Raw genomic sequence first — 19184 nt, forward strand, 5'->3', positions numbered from 1 at the left:
ATCTTAGAAAGTGATATTAGCACCTATAGTAAAGACTCTTGCCTGAGGGTAAATTCCCTGATCGATACCAGTGTAGAATACATTTTCACTGTTTCCAATCTCAGGCTCGAATCCTGAATATTTGGTGAATGTCAATAGGTTATCACCAGAAACATAAAATCTGCATCGCTCGATATTAAGTTTATTCAGAACAGATTTTGGTAAAGAATAACCTAATTGAATATTCTTAAGTCTTAAATAGTCAGCATCTTCAACCATATAATCAGAGAAATTTCCTCTATTATTGTTACTATCACTCCAAGATACCTTAGGCGTCTTATTGCTTGAACCTTCACCGGTCCATCTATCTAAAACAGATGTTTGATAGTTAGCATTAGGTAAATCATAACGACGTGTCGCATCAACAATTTGATTGCCAACAACACCATACCAGAACATACTTAAATCGAAGTTCTTATAAGAGAAGTTCAGGTTTAAACCAACAGTAAAATCAGGATGAGGATCACCCAGATTGATTCTATCAGCATCATCCATCACACCATCTTCATTCTGGTCAACATAGATCAAATCACCAGGAGTGGCGTTAGATTGATGCGATCCACTATTATCAATTTGTGCTTGATTTTGATAGATGCCATTAGTTTCCCATCCCCAGAAATAACCAATTGGTTGGCCTACTTTAGCGATGGTTAAGTTTTTCATTCCAGAAGGACCAATATTCACATTACCATAAATGATACCTTCATCGTTGTTGATCTCCAACATTTCGTTTTTGTTAGCCGAAAAGTTAAGTGTTCCTCCGTAAGAAAAGTCATTTGTACGGCCATTGTAACCTAATAGAAACTCAACACCTTTGTTCTGTACAGTTCCTCCATTTACGGTTGGTGCACTGTTACCAATATAACCTGGAATTGGTGCATCAATCAAAAGATCCTTAGTTCTCTTATCGTAGTAATCGAAATTCATGTAGAAATTAGAACCCAATCGTAAATCAATACCAATATCGGTTTGCTCTGAAGTTTCCCATTTAAGATCAGGATTTGCAATTTTAGAAGGAGAAGAACCATTTACAATAGTACCTGCATTAAAGTTGTAGTTATGATTGTTAGCAATAGAAGAAAGGTATCTGAAATTACCAATATTCTCATTACCATTCTGACCCCAACTAGCTCTTAGCTTAATAAAAGTAATCGGACCTAATTTGTCCTTTAGGAAATTCTCTTCAGACATAATCCATCCGGTAGAAACAGAAGGGAAAGTTGCATAACGGTTATTCGGTCCAAAACGGGATGATCCATCACGACGAACAGTCACCGATGCCATATATCTATCTTTGAAGCTATAATTAGCACGTCCAAACAAGGACAATAAAGAATTTGAGTCAAAAGTTCCACCTGCTGATTTACTTTCTATATTACCTACATTATCAATGTAAGCATATTCTTTACCTCCAATTATCAATTCACTACCACTACCGCTTAGATTCTCGTAATTGTTAGTGTAAGCTGTTGTTCCTGCAATCACGTCAAGCTCATGCTCTCCAAACGTATTGTTATAGTTGATTGTAGTTTCCCAGTTAGTACTGTACCAGTTGTTCATGGTTTTATCCACTCTGGTTTTATCATTCTTGCTAATTGTACTTAATTCGTAAATAGGCTTATATACATCGTGCCATTGGTAGGCGTAATCAATACCTATTGATGTTCTCACTTTCACGTGATCCATCACCTTATATTCTGCATAAAGATTTGCAACAATTTTATCTGTTTTGTATTCATCATTCAGGTAATACATGGCTGCAATTGGATTCACAATTTCCTGCATATTACGAATAGGCTTACCAAAGTCTCCTTCAGAATCTTTAACTACAGAAATAGGATCGATGTTTATAGCCTGAGCCAATGGCGAGTTATAAACATTATTAGGATCAACACCTTGGGACGTACTGTGAGAATAAACAAAGGATGAACCCACTTTTAACTTCTTGTTATAAGAGGTATAATCACCTTTCGCACGGAAGTTAACACGCTCATAGCTCGATTTGTCTTCAGAAACAATACCATCCTGACTGAAGTATGATAATGCAGTTGAATACAAGATCTTTTCATTTCCACCATTAAGAGATAGAGTATGACTTTGAATAGGCGCATTATTTCTGAAAATTTTGTTTTGCCAATCCGTACCAGAACCAATACCAGTAATTTCAGCATCCTGAATCCAGTCTGGTGAAGAACTATCTCTACCAGCATTCAACAAAGATTCATTAATGATCATAGCATAGTCGCTTGCATTTAGAACATCCATATTTCTCGATGCATTCTGAATACCATAATAGCCATCATAAGATAGCTTAGCTTCACCTTTGGTTCCCTGCTTAGTTGTAATAATAACAACACCATTAGCACCCCTTGCTCCATAAATAGCAGAAGCAGAAGCATCTTTCAAAACTTCCATACTTCCAATATCTGTTGAAGACAAATAAGAGATATCACCTACAGGATTGCCATCTATAATATAAAGTGGCTGTGAATTCCCTGTGGTACCAACACCTCTAATGTTAACAGATAGTCCAGCACCTGGCTGACCTGAATCCATTGTTACCTGAACTCCGGCAACTTGCCCTTGCAAAGCTTGTTCTGCTCGCTGAATAGGCATTTTCTGGATATCTTCAGCTTTTACTGAGGATATAGAACCTGTTACCGAACTCTTTTTCTGTACACCATAACCAATAACAACGACTTCATCCAAGCCCATATTGTCAACAGCAAGTGTTACATTTATGGTAGTTTGACTGCCAACTTTAATTTCCTGAGAGGCAAAACCAACCATAGAAAACACTATTATAGCGTCATCATCTGCCTGTATTGAATAATTTCCATCGAAATCGGTCGATGTCCCTATAGTTGTACCTTTAAGTACAACTGATGCAAATGGCATAGGTAAGCCATCTTCAGCCGAGGTAACGACACCGTTGACCGTATGTCCTTGCGCAAACGTATTCCAACATAAAAATGTCAGAAATAAAAACAAGACTGTTTTTTTCATGTGCTCTTTGTTTTAGTTTAGATTGAATTAGTGATCGATTCATACGCGTTTAAATCGTTTGCAATATGACCCGACTTTCTCTCCAAAGCAAAAAATCGAGTACATCACGAATACATCATATACTTAAACACAATACATCACTAATACATCATTTAACAAATATTAACACATAACAACCTGACTGTGAATAAATAATAAAACAAATAAAAATCCTACACTTTCTTTCATTAATACATCAAAAAAAAACATGGAGAGATAAACAGATATCTCCATCCTTTTATTAATTCAAAGCCTCTTTATATATTTAATAGAAATTCAATCAGATTATCATCCCTGTGTAATTCAAATTTCTTTCTTAAACGGTATCTACTGATTTCAACACCCCGAACCGAAATATTCATTAGAGGTGCGATTTCTTTGGTTGAAAGGTTCATTCTTAGATAGGCACACATTCTTAAATCTTTGGGAGAAAGCTGAGGGTATTCCTTTCTCAGTTTCTGAAGATAATTGGCATGTACCTGATCGAAATTCAACTCGAATTGCTCCCAATCCTCTTCGCTATTGAATTCCTTTTCCACTGTTTTTGCCAATTTTTTAACCTGAACAAGAGCAGTTGGATCCTGAATTTTCTTCAAAGCTTTTTTCAATTCACCCAAGGCATATGAGAGCACCTCATTTTTATGAATAATATTCATAGTAGAACTGGCCAATTCGCGATTCTTGAACACAACTTCATTTTTAAGCTTCTCATTTCGTAACTGCACAATTTCCTTTTCAACCAAAAGGGCCTCTTCCCTAAACTTTTGTTCTTTAACTTTTAACTCTTCCTCTTGCCTTTGTTTTAGGCGTATTTGTACGATTTTTATTCTTCTCCTGATTAGAAAAACAGTTAGAAGTAGAATAAAAACACAAACAAGTAGATAAAAGAAGTAAGCCACTAAAGACCTGTACCAAGGAGGTGAGATCGAAAAACGGAATTCAGTAGACTTTGCTTTAATCCCATGTTGATTATGAGCATCAAGTCTGAAAATATAATCCCCCTCTGGTAGATTCGTATACTCTTTCTGTAGTGTACTTCCACAGAGTGATGGAGCATCTTCAAAACCAATTAATTGATAGTGATAACGCACTAAACCTGGATCGCTATATTGTGGTGCAGAAAAATTAAAGCGTAAAGCATTATTACTATAAGGCAATGACACTAAGCCATCACCAGCCACCAAACCAGCTTGATTGTCTCCGCCAAAATAAATAACAGAATCCTTAGGACTAGTGAGGCTTACTTCACGAATAAGAACATGAAAATCGGAATCGTATCGTTTTGTTATGGAGGGATTATAATGTACAAAGCCTTGTTCGGTACCAATCAACACATTTTTCCGATCGTAAGTGTAAGCATTCTCAAAAGCATTGGTAAAGGCATCCTTCAAAGAAACAAAGGGCTTCTGAATCAACTCATAAGAATTCCCTATTTGTCGCTTTAACAAGCCCATATCTGCCCCTTGAAAAAACCAGACATCCCCATTCTGATCCTCAATCAGTTTACTTACACTGTCCTCATTCCTAAATAAATCATTTAGATATTTATGCTCATCAAAGCGATCTAATTCGGACTGGTATTTATAAAAACCATTGGGACTAGAAAAAACAATTTCGTCGTGTACCTTTTGAACATTGATATTTAGACGTGAGTCAAAACCATCACCTTCGTCATAAAAACTGAAATTGACACAGGTATCCAAAGTGGGGTTTAAAAAGATACGGTATACTCCCTTATAACCATGACACATCCATATGGAATTGTCATCGTTCCAAATCATTTCGCGAGACGATTCATTAAAACCTTCGATCTCTTTCACAAACTGCCATTTCCACTGACTTTTTGCCGATTTCTCAAACAGGATTAATCCAGAATAGGTTCCTCCAATCATTCTGTTTGGAAATTCTTTTTTATATAGATATTTCCAGCCTCCTTCATTATCGCAAATCAATTCAGCCTGATTCTTTTCAATTCGAAAGGTACCCTTATTGTGCCCGCAAATCAATTCTCCGTCAACCACTTGCAAAGACCAAACCTGCCCCTGTGTATTTTTAACCAATTCTAAATCATCTGCTTTTAACTTAGAATCTGAGTCGACAGGAAGCGTTTTACAAAACAGCCCCATATTGGTTCCCAGATAAAGATAATTGTCATGAACAACAGAGGCATAACCTGTACCGATATTCGTTTTCAATAGAGACAAAGGAGAACTAATCTCAAGGTAATCAATCCCATTATCGAGCCCTAACCAAAGGTTTTCTTCCAGATCTTTAAAAAGGCATAATATGGTATTGTTTTGCAAGCCCTTATCAGAATTTATATGCTGAACCAAATGACCGGACTTATCCAGAATATATAGGCCATTCATCACACTTCCAAAAGCATAAAAGCTATTACCAAGCGAAATGCCCGAAAACAAGCGATCCTTTTTTAATGTTGAATTAAGTGCGGTATCCCAGGCTTGAATCTTATCCCCATCAAACAAAAACAGCCCAGACATTGCTGTGCCAATAATTATAGAATGATCTGTATATGGCAAAATGCTCACAATTTCGAGATCTTTAAAAAATTCACCACCGCTTACCTGCTCAACATTCTGCTTATTCCAAAGACACAAGCCTTTTTCTTTTTCTTGGATAAATAGCTGATTATCTATCAAAAAACTATAGTGAAACTCAGTATCAGCATTAAAAACCGTAACTTCCCCACCCTTATAATAAAGTATCTTTTGAAAGGAATGAAAAAGGACACCATCCTCAAAGGGGAAAATTTGCCAAATCTCAGAAAAATCCCGTTCAGCCTCAGGTACTAAATCTACTAGAGAGTGATAATTTAACTTACCCTGATCATTCGGTTCTAAATAACCCAATTCATTATAAGCACCTACATAAACCCTTTGCAAACTATCTACTGCCAGGGAGCGAACAACAGAACGATTTGGCATGGGAATTAAGCGCCACGAATTACCATCAAATTCTAAAACCCCATCATTATTGGCAAAATACATTAAGCCATTCATGGTCTGAACCATATTCCAATTCTGTGCCCCCCCTTTATATTCCCGTTTAGAAAAACTACGTATAAATGGAACCCCTACATTTTTAATCTCAGAAAAAACACTACTGGCAACAAAACAAAAGATTATACTTAAGCTGAATAATTTTCTCACAATAAAACATTTTAGAATCAAAACTCGCTACGGTCATTCAAGTGCATTAAACATTCCAGTATGAAAACTATAGTTTTCAGCGATACGAGTTATTAAAGAAATTTCATCAGCTTAAATTATGAAAAAAAAGCTTAGAAACGATTAGATAGGAAAAGTAATAGGAATACAAATCAATAACAAAAATATGTCTGACTAATTCTTCAAGTGTGTTTTCTTTAAGCATATCTTTTAAAATAAGAGACCGTCAAAGAATAACAAGTCATTTTGATGATTGTAGACTTGTGATATTGAGCCGTATCCTTTTAAAAAGACTTGTATGAATAAACAGCATGATAACTTATCCTAGCGATTGCATTTACGTTTATAATAAACAGGAACTTAAAACACATCCATCTAACTTTAAGGTAAGTAAATTTTACATCTCAAAATACTCCATCATGACTAAGTTCAACAAGAATACTAGCAACAGATCCAAGGCTTATAGTCCTGAGGAGGTTGGAAAGATTATGGAGATAATGAGAGCAAATAGCTTTAACATCTCCAAAACAAATAAAGAGACCAAAATATCGAGAGCTACCCTGACTAAATTTAGAGATAAGTACAGAACAAGTTTGGCTATTAATGATAGAGTTAAGCATGATGAGATTCAAGCAACAGAAGAGTGTTCAGAAATTAGAGATGCTGGCTTAGTTGAAGAAGGAGACTATATTCAAAATTTATATACAGCAAAAAAGCAAGTACTCAACAGGATCATCAAACTTATACCTACAGAATTAAACCTTGATAGACTAACAAAAACGTTCCTAGCACTTGAAACAATTAATAGTAATCCTACAGAAAAAGAGGATCCTAAATACATTTGGGAAAACCTAAGTAAGAATCTCATAAAACTCCAGAAACAAAGAGAAGAGGAATTTGGAGAGTATGCTTAGTTAGAAAACGTAACTCAACCTGTATAGTCACAACTTATCAATGCTCATTCTTTACACCCTATTTCAAAAACACTGCTGATACCTGAATGGCAAACAAATATCACACCTATCAAATTTCAGTGTCATTATGATTACACAATAGCAATCGATATTTACGGTACAATCTCAGTAGACTAAGAGCAATTCTTAAGGACTCTTCATTTGAAGCATCAAGTGTGTTTTGGTTTAAACCCATAGTTTACATTCTACATAAAGTAAAGAAACTTAATACAACTATATCCTGGAATCACTAAAAAAAGTCATGCTTTCGTTATGGTAGGCATCAACGTCCAATGTTCTTCCATTTCTGTTCTTGCTCACGATTAGTTTGACACAACCTTTAAGTGGTAATCCATTTTCATCTTTTGAATTACTCATCTCTTCATAATATGCTGGTCTGTATGGAAAAATAACCATGTCAGCATCCTGCTCAATTGCACCTGAATCACGCAAATCAGATAGTTGAGGCATCCTAGTTCCACCTCTTTTTTCCACATCTCTGGATAGCTGTGAAAGGACGATGATAGGTACATCTAGATCTTTAGCTAAAGCTTTCAATCCACGGCTAATCATGCTAATTTGCTGCTCTCTAACAGAACCTGCTGATTTATCAGGCTCAATGAGTTGCAGGTAGTCAATAATAATGAGATCACATTTACCTTCACGTTTTCGCTTCCTTGCCGTCCTGCGAATGTAGCCCATATTACAATATGGAAAATCATCGATCAAAAGCTTGGTTTGTTCTATTTCATGGACTCCTATGTCTACAGCAGTCATTTCAGTTGAAGTCAGTGTGCCAGCTTTATATTGGTCAGCACCTACTTCAGAGCAGCCAATAATTAGCCTATCCATGAGTTGTGTTGCTGACATTTCAAGCGAGTAGAAAGTACATCACATCCAGCTCTTAAAGCTTCTAGTCCAAATAAATTCAATGCAACTGCAGTTTTTCCCATCCCAGGCCTACCTGCAAGAATAATTAGGTTACTCTTTTGCCAACCATTAGTTAGCCTATCCAGACTGTTTAAACCAGTAGGAACACCAATAACCGAATTTGACTTATCTGCAAAGGTTCTTTGTGCTAATAAGTCTAATGACAACTTCAGAACCTCAGAGGTACTCATCCCTTTTTGGTTTCTAGTTAATATTTGATCAACCTCTTTTTGTGATTTGTGTAGTTGATTTGTTACAATCTCCAGATCCTCGCCTTCATATATCAGTCTTTCTAATTGTGCAGTCTCAATAAGTAATTTTCGTTTTAGACTCATCTCAGCTAAACACAACACATGCTGTTTAAGATTCGCATAAGGAAACAAGTAATCTGTTAGCTTAGAGACATAAACAGTACCTCCAACCTGATTTAACAATCCTTTTCTCATTAAGGTTTCTGTTACAGATAAAAGATCAATGGTCTTCCCATTCTTAACCATTTCTTCGAGGATAGTAAAAATTGTCCTGTGGTCATCCTGATAGAAATAATCAGGACAGATATGTAGATCATGAAGAATATCGCTCCAAGTATCGCTATCTCAATTTCCTTATCATTGGGTGGTGCCTGATTTAGTTTAAGTTCTTTTCTCATCTTGATTAAAATTTGATGACACTCAGATCCTCTCTCTCCGCTGAATAAAGCATCAAGGTTGAAAAACCTTGGTGCTTTTTTTTTGTATCACGAGTTTTGAGGATTTGAACCCATTGGGGGTTCGTAATAAATTAATGAGTGAGGAACGAACGAATCATCCCTCTCTCTCGGCCTTCGCCCGACATAGCAACAGATGTGTTGGGCTTTTTTTGCACGAAAATTCTTGCGATAAGGGATTCGGCGGATAGATCCGCATCATATTCGTCCGCCTTAGCAGCTTCTACGACGGAGCACTTTAATAAAATCGGGGCTTAAAAGAACAATAAACTTACATTTGGAGTATACATCTGGGAAAATAAAGCAAAAAAAATACCCCCCGAAAATAAATTCAGGGGGTAAATAAAACTCAATTATTAAATAGTCATTAGGCTTTTGGCTCAATTACTAAAAGCAAATCGCCTTTAGCAACAGAATCGCCAGTTTCACATTTAATTTCTTTTACGGTACCTGCTGCTTTAGCATCAAGATTATTCATCATCTTCATCGCTTCAAGTACGACTAGTGCATCTCCTACTTCTACTTCATCACCAACTTTTACCTTGTACTCTATAATCATACCTGGAATTGGCGCAACAACACTTCCTGTAGCAAATTCGTCTTTACTAGCTTCCTTCTTCTTACGACCTTTAAATTGAGGTGTAGACGGACCATTAGGATCATTGATTTCTACAGTAAAGGTTTCGCCATCAACAGTAACTTCAAGCTCACGACCACTACCTTTTCCTTTAGAAGTCAATTCTCCGGAAAGGGCTTTTCTTACAAGCTCCTCTTCTTTTTCGACCTCTGCCATAGTTTTAGCTTTGACATCTGCTGGTACTTCTTCCAACCCATATTTCCATTTCAAGAAGCGTTTTCCTGTAATAGGGTAAAGCGCGCATAAAACTTCGTCATCAATATCTTTAGCAAGACCTTCGAATTCAGTTTTAACATCTTCCATTTCTGGCTCAAGAATAGATCCTGGACGAGCTGTAATAGGCTCTTCTCCTCGAGGATACCCCTTAAGAGCTTTCTTTTGAACCTCAGGATTAATTGGATGTGTCGTTTTACCATACAAGCCGAAACAAAGGTCTTTTACTTCTTTGGTAATTTGTGCATACTCCCCTTCATAAGAATCGAATAATACATTGTTTACTGTTTGTACACCAACAATTTGAGATGTAGGAGTCACCAATGGAATATTACCTAGATCTTTACGAACTTTTGGAAGTAAACGATATACTTCTGGTAATTTATCCAAGGCATCCATAGCTTTCAACTGATTGACTAAGTTAGAAAGCATTCCACCCGGAGTTTGGTGCAATAAGACATTGATATCAGTAGTCGCATACTTAGGACTATTGTCTAAGTGCTTATATTTAGGAATGTATTTCTCCATTTCACCAGCAATAGCATTAATCTTATTAATGTCCATTCCAGAGTCACGGTTTGTGCCTAATAATGACATAATCATTGGCTCAACAGCAGGATGAGAAGTACGGTATGCATATGGTCCGATACAAGTATCAACAATATCAACACCTGCCTCTATAGCTTTAAAGATAGCTAAGTCACCCATACCAGAAGTAAAGTGAGTATGTAAGTTAATTGGTGTATCTGTAAACTTCTTGATTTCGCGCACCAAATTATAAATATCATAAGGAGCTACCAATCCAGCCATATCCTTGATACAAACTGAATCTACTCCAAATGCGATAAGATCTTTTACCTTATTAAGGTAATAGTCCATATTATATACTTCACCACCCAAACGAGGCTCGTTAAGCGTATAACATACAACACCTTGTAAGTGTTTCTTATTATCCTTAATAACCTTAGCAGCAGTTTCGAAGTTTCTAAAATCGTTCAATGCATCGAAACAGCGGAAGATATCCATACCATTATCGATTGATCTCTGAACAAAAGCCTGAACAACATCATCAGCATAGTTACGGTATCCTACCACATTCTGCCCACGTAGAAGCATCGAGAATGGTGTTTTAGGCATATGCTTTTTCAATACTCTCAAACGCTCCCATGGATCTTCACCCAAGAAACGGTGCATGGTATCAAAAGTCGCACCACCCCATGTTTCAACAGAATGATAGCCTGCTTCGTCAATCATTTCTGCAACAGGTAGCATATCTTCTGTACGACCGCGAGTAGCAAATAGCGACTGGTGACCATCACGCAAACTGACGTCATTTATTTTAATTGGATTCTCAGCTTTCGGACGATCACTTCCGTAATTTAATTGGGTCATTTGTAAGACCCCGTGCTTATCGTATATCATTTTTTTATTTTTTTTGAATTAATACTTTTCCCAACTAACATGAAAAATGAATTATGCACTTCGTAGACTTCGACCACGAAGTTGTACAATCTTACGTTTGGTCATCATCATTTTAATGCCAGTACGTGACCAAGAACTATTAGTCGAACTTTGAGCTTTTAAAGCTTCAGCTTTCTCTAACTCTATGTGGTGAGCAACTGCTATTAAAGCTGCTTTTTTAATCTTTTCTTCTCGTGTCATAATTATTGGTATGAATAATTAATTTATTAAAAGTCTTTATTACAATGGAATATTTCCATGTTTCTTAGCTGGTAAAACCTCTGCTTTTGTATGCATAGCTTTCAATGCATCAATCAATCTTGAACGAGTTTCGCTAGGAAGAATAACATCATCGATATGTCCACGCTGAGCTGCCAAATAAGGAACGCTAAATGCATCTTCATACTCCTTAATTTTCTCATCAGTTTTAGCTTGTCTATCATCAGCTGCTGCAATTTCTTTTTTATAAGAAGAAATAACCTCCACAGCTCCCTTAGCACCCATTACAGCAATTTCGGCAGTTGGCCATGCAAATACCATATCAGCTCCCAATGGCTTAGAACACATTGCCAAATAAGCTCCACCATAATCTTTACGTGTTACCACAGTAAATTTAGGTACAGTTGCTTCAGCATAACTCCATAGTAATTTCGCTCCATGACGAATAATACCACCCAGTTCTTGCTGAACGCCTGGAAGGTATCCCGGAACATCAACAAATGTGATCAATGGAATATTAAAAGCATCACAAGTACGAACAAAACGACTGATTTTATCAGAAGCATCAATATCTAAACAACCAGCCTGAATCATTGGCTGATTTGCGATAATACCCACCGATTGATTGTCTAATCGACCAAAACCAACAATGGCATTCTCTGCATAGTGTTCATGTACTTCGTAAAACTCACCTTGATCAAGAACAGATTCTAATACTGCCTTCATATCATAAGGTGTTTTAGAATCATCTGGAATAATCGTATCCAGTTCCTCACAAACACGCTCAGGATCGTCACCCATTTGTATTTGAGGAGTTTCCTCTAAGTTATTATTAGGTAAATAACTTAAAATATCGCGAATAGACTCAATGGTTTCTTCGTCCGAATCACAGGCAAAATGTGCATTACCACTTTTGGTATTGTGAGCCATAGCTCCACCAAGTTCTTCAAAAGTCGTTTCTTCACCTGTTACTGTTTTAATGACATAAGGAGATGTAATAAACATGTGACTCTGCTTTTTAACCATATATACAAAGTCAGTCATTGCTGGAGAATATACTGCACCTCCGGCACAAGGTCCCATAATCGCAGAAATCTGTGGAATTACTCCAGATGCTCTTGAGTTACGCATAAATATGTCTCCATATCCTTTTAGAGCATCAACTCCCTCTTCTACACGTGCTCCGCCAGAATCATTAAGCCCAACAACTGGAGCTCCAGCACTTACTGCCAAATCCATTATCTTACAGATTTTTGCAGCATGCATTTCGCCTAAAGAACCTCCTCTGGAAGTAAAATCCTGAGAATAAGCAAATACTGTTCGACCATTTACTAAACCATGACCAGTAATTACGCCATCAGCAGGAATTTCTGTTGTTTCAAAACCAAAGTTTACGCAACGATGTTTCACAAACATATCCAGCTCTCTAAAACTTCCTTCATCAAAAAGCAAGTCTATTCTCTCTCGTGCGGAAAGCTTACCCTTCTCATGTTGTTTCGCAACACGAGCTTCTCCGCCCATTTTTTTTACTTCTTCTCTTTTTTTCTTTAAGAGATCTAACTTTTCAGATACTTTCATTTTATATTTTTTATCAAGTAATTTTCTAAGAAAATCTCAAGGAATTTCTATTTTACTTCAATTTTAAACCTAAATATTTAGAACCTGTTTGTTTAGATCCCAATCCAGTTTAAAGAATTATTTCATTATTGATGGCCGAATATATATACTTTCATTGTAGATAAGAAACTGTTTAAAAACACTACTTTACCAACGTAAACGTTTGAATATCAAACCGCACTCATGAAACTATGATTCTATCAGTCTGTTTTTCAACCCATTCCTTTAATAAAGCGATATTCAAGGAAGAATGGCAAAAATTCATCTTAGATATTGTAGAACATATAAAGAACGAGTTGAAAAACGACAATATCTATAAAAATATATTTCAATAACCTTTTCTATCAAGAAAAGAATACATACCAATAACTCTCCTTCTAATGTTTAATTCAAATAGTAGCTAATAATTAACACACTACCTATTAATGGGTATAATTACCCATTAATATCAAAATACTAATGATTGGTTTTGATAAATATAAAAATCGCTCCAGTGTATCCATTAGCTTATAAGGATGAATCGAATTATTTAGCAGCTTGATTAAAATATGACTGATTATGGCTAGCAAAAAAAAAGAGATTTAGAGTACAGAGAATATGTTAGTCCGATTCCTTGATAAGGCATCATACATATAAGGAATTTTTTCTCTATTAAATAACGAATACAATCATTTTTCCGCGGGGAAGGAAAGATGATATCATCAGCAAAATCATTCCTACCCTTTATGCTCCAATTGAATTTCGATGATATTACCAAAAGCTAGTAGTACTAATTTTAATAGAGTTTTAGCACCCTATTTCTTAGAGAACTCTCAAGTGAGAATAAATAACCACCCTAGCATAAACATCGGCAAATCAAGCCTTAAAGCCTATAGGATGTATACAATCAGAATCTGGAAGAGCATTCACAAAGAGACATCTAACATAAAGACATAACCCTTTTAATACTAAACTTTCTTGGATACTCACGATCGATCGGGACAGGGATTCGTAAAAAAATCACAAATTCTAAGAATAAAAAAAAGGATCAACACTTTCGTATTGATCCTTTTTGTGCGGATGAAGGGACTCGAACCCCCACGCCTCTCGGCACTAGATCCTAAGTCTAGCGCGGCTACCAATTACGCCACATCCGCGTTTCTCTTGATTGCGATGCAAAGATGGTGTGTTTTTCAATAAACTCCAAATGTTTTTTGAAAATAAGTTGCACTAAATTCACTGTTCATGGGCTTTGCGCAGTGAATGAACTGAACTTCAAACGCTAAGGTTTTTAGTTTTTCTGATGTTTTTTCTCAGAATTGAGCCAAACTTACCAATTCAGATTGTCGGTTCTCAATGAATCGTTCATTTTGGACTAAAAACCTCAGCGGAATGGCATAAAACAAGCCGCCCAAAATTTACTAAGTCAGGAAGGGGAAAATCCCGCTAAGTTATACCAACAGTCCATTTGAGATTTCCCCCGATTCTCTGAAGTTGTAAAGATTAATTCCTTCAAATTTATTTCTAAAATCTCTCTCCACTTCAAAACTCTTATCTATATTTGTTCCACTTAAAAACAACCAGTATTTAAAGCATTGAAAACACCAAAACAATACCAATTCATCATACAATTAGGAAGAGCTTTACACGTTTACGGTGTTCCTTCTTATAAAATTCAAATCTATCTTTCCGAAGTATCCAAACTAAAAGGTATTCGAGCTAGCTTTATGGACACTCCTACATGGATAAATTACGTATTTTATAGCGAAGATGAAGATGAATCGTACAATCATATCGAAAGCATCCCTCCAGGAGGTATTAACCTAGGCGCACTATCTCAAACTGTAGAAATTACCAATCAGGTTCTCGCCGACGAAATCGACTTTGATGAAGCTAGTGTTAGGTTGCGCTTGGTATACAAACAGTCTTTAAATGTCAACCACCTTATCTTAACCCTTGCATTTGCATTGGGAGCTGGAGCTTTCAGTTTACTGATGGGAACAAATTTAATTTCATTCCTTACTGCATGCCTTATGGGAGCAGTTGTTTATGCTCTAACTTATCTCAGCACCAAATATCAGTTTCTTAGCAATACCTTAGAAGCCTTAGCCGCCTTTATTGTTACTATACTTATAGGTTTAATTTCTATTTATGTCTCTGGTATAAACATGCCAATAACGATACTCTCTGCTATCATTATTTTTATACCAGGCTTGGCCATAACCACAGCACTAGAAGAAATAACGTACAAAAGCTTAGTATCTGGATCAGCAAAATTATTTGATGCTTCAATATCTCTATTCAAACAATTCTTTGGAACGATTTTAGGCTTATCAGTACTCCCCTTATTTGTCAGTCTTAATTTCGAACCTGTAAACTCAGACATACCTATATGGCTTAAACATTCAGGTATTCCATTACTTGCAATATGTCTTATTCCTATTTTTCAAGTGCGCCGAAAAGATATTTTATTTGGCGTATTAACTAGCGTAATAGCTTACAGTACAACGGTACTATTATCATTCAGTGGTATACTTCTTAGTACTTTTGTAGGAAGTATTGCTGTTGTACTTGTAAGCAAATTATTTTCTCATATTACTCGCTCTCCTAGCCATGTTTTCATCACACAGGGGCTAATCGCACTTGTTCCTGGTAGTAAGGCATTTATGGGAATCAGTAATATGCTTCTTGACACACCAATTGAAAATGCTGGAAACCTTGGCTCACAAGTTGCCTACATTCTAATGGGAATTGTTGGAGGACTTCTTTTCACAGGTAGTTTTAATACAAAATAACTATTGTTGATAACTAAATATTGAAATTCTGCAAATAAAAGCTACTTTTGCTTTTAGAATTATCACTTCAAATAAATAAATGATAGATAATACAGAGAATTATTTTGACGATGATGCTCTAGAATCTTTAGAAAGATTCGAAACTATGCTTAAGCATAACAAACCGTGCTACTTCGATGTACATGAGTTTGAAAACCTCGTCGACTATTATCTTGAGGACCATAAATTGGCTAAAGCTACCAAGGTATCAGAATTAGCCATACAACAGCACCCTTCTTCTATTTCCTTGCAATTGAAATACGCACAAGTGCTTATTGGCAGAGGCGAAGAGATAAAGGCACTTACTATTCTCAAAAAACTTAAGCAGATAGAAAGCACCAATAAAAACATCTATATCCTTATTGGGAATATCTACAACATCCTTAAAAAACCTCAAAACGCTAAAATTCAATTCGATATTGCTTTGAATTTATGCTACGATGATAAAGAAGATTTATTATTTAGCATAGCAGCTTCTTTTGAGCAATTGGGCTTATACGAAATGGCTCTGCCCTATTTTAAGGCAGGTCATAAACTAGATGCTGAAGATCCTGAAGTTCTTTTTGAGATAGCGTATTGCTACGAAAAATTACAACAGGACGAAGAGAGTATTTTAGCTTATAAGGCTTATTTGGATCTTGATCCATTTTCGGATAATGCTTGGTACAACTTAGGAATTTTATATAACAGAAACGACCAAAGCCTGAAATCGGTAGAGGCTTATGATTTCTGTATTGCCATTAATGATAAACACAGCAAAGCCTATTTTAACAAGGCCAACGCTCTAGCTCTATGCGATAAATTCGAAGAAGCTATTAAAAGTTATATCGAATATCTTGAATTTGAAGATGATCATGCCTCTACCTATTCATACATAGGAGAATGTTTTGAAAAGCTTGAAGAATACGATCAGGCTATGATTTATTACGAAAATGCCATTAAAGAGGATGAGAAATTTGATGATCCTTGGTTTGGTATGGGCTTAATTCTTCTTTATCAGGATAAAATTGATGAGTGCTTGGTCTATTTAAATGAAGCTAAAAACCTAGATGATACAAATCCTGACTACTGGTTTGCGCTCGGTTCAGCTTATTCTCGTATACCAGACGCCCAAAAAGCTGTTCAATGTTTCCGTGAAGCCATCAACTTAGACCCTTATGATCCAACTTACGCCATCACCTTGGCAGAGTTCTATCATCAAAATAGTAAGGAAGAAGCCGCTATTGACGTTTTACTTGAAAGTTTAGGCTGTTGCCCTGAGGATGTTCAGCTACAGAATAACTTAGCAGCATATTATATGTTAGCTGCAGATGCAAATGCTGCCGAACACTATCTCCGTAAAGCAATGGCTAACCCTGAGAATAAGATTGAAGATATTTTCATTCAGTTTCCTGAGTTAGAAAACAATAACAAATTCAAACAAATTATAAAAGCTAATCAATAGAATTAGCTTTTTTTTAGGTCTTGTATTTTTCCTTAGGCATAAATACGTCTCAGGCCGACCAAATATTAAGATTATGACCCGATCAATAAAAGACTATATAGTAATTGCCTTGAAAGGCATGGGAATGGGAGCAGCAGATGTCGTTCCAGGTGTTTCAGGAGGAACAATCGCATTCATAACTGGTATTTACGAAGAACTTATCGAAAGTATTAAATCAATTAACCTGAATTCCATAAAACTCTTATTAAATTTTAAGCTGGCTGATTTTTGGAAAGCTGTCAACGGCAATTTTCTTTTATCACTTGTTATTGGTATTGGAATGAGTATTTTGTCGCTAGCAAAACTGATTAAATATCTTTTAGAACAACACCCTATCTTAATCTGGTCTTTCTTTTTTGGCTTAATTGTGGCATCTGCCATTGTTATTGCCAGAAAAATCACCGAGTGGAAATTACGTAGTATTGTAGCCATGATAGTGGGAATCGGAATTGCCTATATGGTGACTGTTGTTACGCCTGCCGAAACGACAAACGCCTATTGGTTTTTATTTTTATCTGGTGCGCTTGCAATTTGTGCCATGATTTTACCTGGTATATCAGGTGCTTTCATCCTTTTACTCTTGGGGAAATATGAGTTTGTCTTAAATGCTTTAAGCAGCTTTAAGCTGGATGTAATTGCCGTTTTTGGTGTAGGAGCGGCAGTAGGTTTATTAAGCTTCTCAAATCTATTAAGCTGGCTATTGAGAAAATATCATAATATGACCATAGCTCTCCTTTCAGGTTTTATGATTGGCTCATTAAATAAGGTATGGCCTTGGAAAGAAACAGTCTCAACATTTATCGATCGCCATGGTGTTGAAAAGTCTGCGACTACAAGAAACATCTTACCACAAACTTTTGAAAACATATCTGGACAGAATGCAGATATAACAATAGCGATTGCTTTAGCCCTTGTTGGTTTCTTATTAATCATCATCATGGACAAATACAGCCCTGAATCGAAAAAATAATTTGATGATATGATAATATATTGATGGGATGATGTGGTGATTACAAAATTAGGAATACCCTTCGTAACTTTTTTCACCTTTATCCTTTATTTCATTTACCCTTTAATCCCTTTATACTTTTAACTTTTAACTTTTAACCTTTATCCTTTTCATCTTTGAACTCATGAAAACATACGGTATCATCGGCAATCCTCTGGGACACTCCTTTTCGAAACAATACTTTACGGATAAATTCCATAATGAGGAAATTGATGCACAGTTTTTAAATTTTGAGATTCCAAGCATTGAAAAAATCCTTAATGTTGTTCAGGATAACCCAAGCTTACTGGGACTATGTGTTACCATTCCGTATAAAGAGGAGGTAATGGCCTATTTGGATGAAATTGATCCTTTAGCCAAAAAAATTGGGGCTGTCAATTCCATACAGATTCGCAGAAAAGATGGGAGAACTTATCTAAAAGGATACAATACGGATATTTATGGTTTCGGAGAATCACTAGCCGACTTTATTGAAGGAAAAAAGCTAAGCGCACTCATATTAGGTACAGGTGGCGCTTCAAAAGCCGTAGCTACAGCCTTAAAGAATCAGGATATTGAATTCATATCTGTTTCTCGCAAGAGAAGTGATACCACGATATCCTACGAGGATTTAAATGAAGAGATTATTTCAAATCACCAATTAATTATCAATTGCACACCACTTGGAACTTTTCCAAATACCGATGCTTGCCCTAATCTGCTTTATTCTAATTTAAATTCTGAGTATTTTCTATACGACCTTGTGTACAATCCAGCCACTACCCTTTTCATGTCAAAAGGGATAGAACATAAAGCAAAAACCCATAACGGATTAAAGATGCTTCATTTACAAGCTGAAAAAAGTTGGGAAATTTGGAATGAATAAAGCTAA

General features: G+C 36.1%; 12 protein-coding genes and 1 tRNA gene. 5 read left to right on the plus strand and 8 right to left on the minus strand.

What is annotated here, in order from left to right; genetic code table 11:
• Positions 1–3: 3 nt before the first annotated feature.
• On the minus strand, positions 4–3045 hold the full coding sequence (locus tag DWB61_RS06225; RefSeq protein WP_125030034.1) for a SusC/RagA family TonB-linked outer membrane protein: 3042 nt from the start codon (positions 3043–3045) through the stop codon (positions 4–6).
• Between the two features lie 296 nt (positions 3046–3341).
• The gene (locus DWB61_RS06230; RefSeq protein WP_125030035.1) at positions 3342–6254 is read right to left on the minus strand and encodes a triple tyrosine motif-containing protein; all 2913 of its coding nucleotides are present in this window, start codon (positions 6252–6254) and stop codon (positions 3342–3344) included.
• A gap of 437 nt (positions 6255–6691) precedes the next feature.
• Here DWB61_RS06230 and DWB61_RS06235 point away from each other — a divergent pair, with 437 nt between their 5' ends.
• On the plus strand, positions 6692–7186 hold the full coding sequence (locus tag DWB61_RS06235; protein WP_125030036.1) for a hypothetical protein: 495 nt from the start codon (positions 6692–6694) through the stop codon (positions 7184–7186).
• Positions 7187–7459: 273 nt separating this feature from the next.
• Here DWB61_RS06235 and DWB61_RS17925 read toward each other — a convergent pair whose 3' ends face one another.
• The 6 genes from DWB61_RS17925 to DWB61_RS06270 all read right to left on the minus strand — a co-directional run bounded on the left by DWB61_RS17925 (position 7460) and on the right by DWB61_RS06270 (position 14144).
• On the minus strand, positions 7460–8077 hold the full coding sequence (locus DWB61_RS17925) for a DnaB-like helicase C-terminal domain-containing protein (RefSeq protein ID WP_158614376.1): 618 nt from the start codon (positions 8075–8077) through the stop codon (positions 7460–7462).
• Positions 8065–8730: a DnaB-like helicase N-terminal domain-containing protein gene (locus DWB61_RS17930; RefSeq protein WP_332112633.1), complete on the minus strand. Its 666-nt coding sequence runs from the start codon at positions 8728–8730 to the stop codon at positions 8065–8067. Before DWB61_RS17930 ends, DWB61_RS17925 begins: the two co-directional genes overlap by 13 nt.
• A gap of 498 nt (positions 8731–9228) precedes the next feature.
• The gene (locus tag DWB61_RS06255; protein WP_125030040.1) at positions 9229–11133 is read right to left on the minus strand and encodes a pyruvate carboxylase subunit B; all 1905 of its coding nucleotides are present in this window, start codon (positions 11131–11133) and stop codon (positions 9229–9231) included.
• A gap of 51 nt (positions 11134–11184) precedes the next feature.
• On the minus strand, positions 11185–11373 hold the full coding sequence (locus tag DWB61_RS06260) for a hypothetical protein (protein ID WP_125030041.1): 189 nt from the start codon (positions 11371–11373) through the stop codon (positions 11185–11187).
• Positions 11374–11412: 39 nt separating this feature from the next.
• Positions 11413–12969 carry an acyl-CoA carboxylase subunit beta gene (locus tag DWB61_RS06265; RefSeq protein WP_125030042.1) on the minus strand — a complete coding sequence of 519 codons (1557 nt, stop codon included), beginning with the start codon at positions 12967–12969 and terminating at the stop codon, positions 11413–11415.
• Positions 12970–14062: 1093 nt separating this feature from the next.
• A tRNA-Leu gene (locus DWB61_RS06270) sits at positions 14063–14144 on the minus strand.
• A 438-nt stretch (positions 14145–14582) separates the two neighbouring features.
• Here DWB61_RS06270 and DWB61_RS06275 point away from each other — a divergent pair.
• The 4 genes from DWB61_RS06275 (at position 14583) to DWB61_RS06290 (ending at position 19178) form a co-directional block, all read left to right on the plus strand.
• Positions 14583–15782 carry a threonine/serine exporter family protein gene (locus tag DWB61_RS06275; protein WP_125030043.1) on the plus strand — a complete coding sequence of 400 codons (1200 nt, stop codon included), beginning with the start codon at positions 14583–14585 and terminating at the stop codon, positions 15780–15782.
• A 79-nt stretch (positions 15783–15861) separates the two neighbouring features.
• Positions 15862–17265 (plus strand): tetratricopeptide repeat protein, encoded by a 1404-nt coding sequence (locus tag DWB61_RS06280; protein ID WP_125030044.1) that lies wholly within the window; start codon positions 15862–15864, stop codon positions 17263–17265.
• A gap of 73 nt (positions 17266–17338) precedes the next feature.
• Positions 17339–18274: a polyprenyl-phosphate transporter gene (locus DWB61_RS06285; RefSeq protein WP_125030045.1), complete on the plus strand. Its 936-nt coding sequence runs from the start codon at positions 17339–17341 to the stop codon at positions 18272–18274.
• A gap of 163 nt (positions 18275–18437) precedes the next feature.
• Entirely contained in the window at positions 18438–19178 is a 741-nt protein-coding gene (locus DWB61_RS06290; RefSeq protein WP_125030046.1) for a shikimate dehydrogenase family protein, read from the plus strand.
• Positions 19179–19184 lie beyond the last annotated feature (6 nt).

This window comes from Ancylomarina euxina (assembly GCF_003863355.1).
Lineage (GTDB): Bacteria > Bacteroidota > Bacteroidia > Bacteroidales > Marinifilaceae > Ancylomarina > Ancylomarina euxinus.

Excerpts from the sequence above, each read along its gene's own strand:
- DWB61_RS06225 (WP_125030034.1), bottom strand. The coding sequence starts at position 3,045 with ATGAAAAAAACAGTCTTGTTTTTATTTCTGACATTTTTATGTTGGAAT.
- DWB61_RS06235 (WP_125030036.1), top strand. The coding sequence starts at position 6,692 with ATGACTAAGTTCAACAAGAATACTAGCAACAGATCCAAGGCTTATAGT.
- DWB61_RS17925 (WP_158614376.1), bottom strand. The coding sequence starts at position 8,077 with ATGGATAGGCTAATTATTGGCTGCTCTGAAGTAGGTGCTGACCAATAT.
- DWB61_RS06255 (WP_125030040.1), bottom strand. The coding sequence starts at position 11,133 with ATGATATACGATAAGCACGGGGTCTTACAAATGACCCAATTAAATTAC.
- DWB61_RS06260 (WP_125030041.1), bottom strand. The coding sequence starts at position 11,373 with ATGACACGAGAAGAAAAGATTAAAAAAGCAGCTTTAATAGCAGTTGCT.
- DWB61_RS06265 (WP_125030042.1), bottom strand. The coding sequence starts at position 12,969 with ATGAAAGTATCTGAAAAGTTAGATCTCTTAAAGAAAAAAAGAGAAGAA.
- DWB61_RS06280 (WP_125030044.1), top strand. The coding sequence starts at position 15,862 with ATGATAGATAATACAGAGAATTATTTTGACGATGATGCTCTAGAATCT.
- DWB61_RS06285 (WP_125030045.1), top strand. The coding sequence starts at position 17,339 with ATGACCCGATCAATAAAAGACTATATAGTAATTGCCTTGAAAGGCATG.
- DWB61_RS06290 (WP_125030046.1), top strand. The coding sequence starts at position 18,438 with ATGAAAACATACGGTATCATCGGCAATCCTCTGGGACACTCCTTTTCG.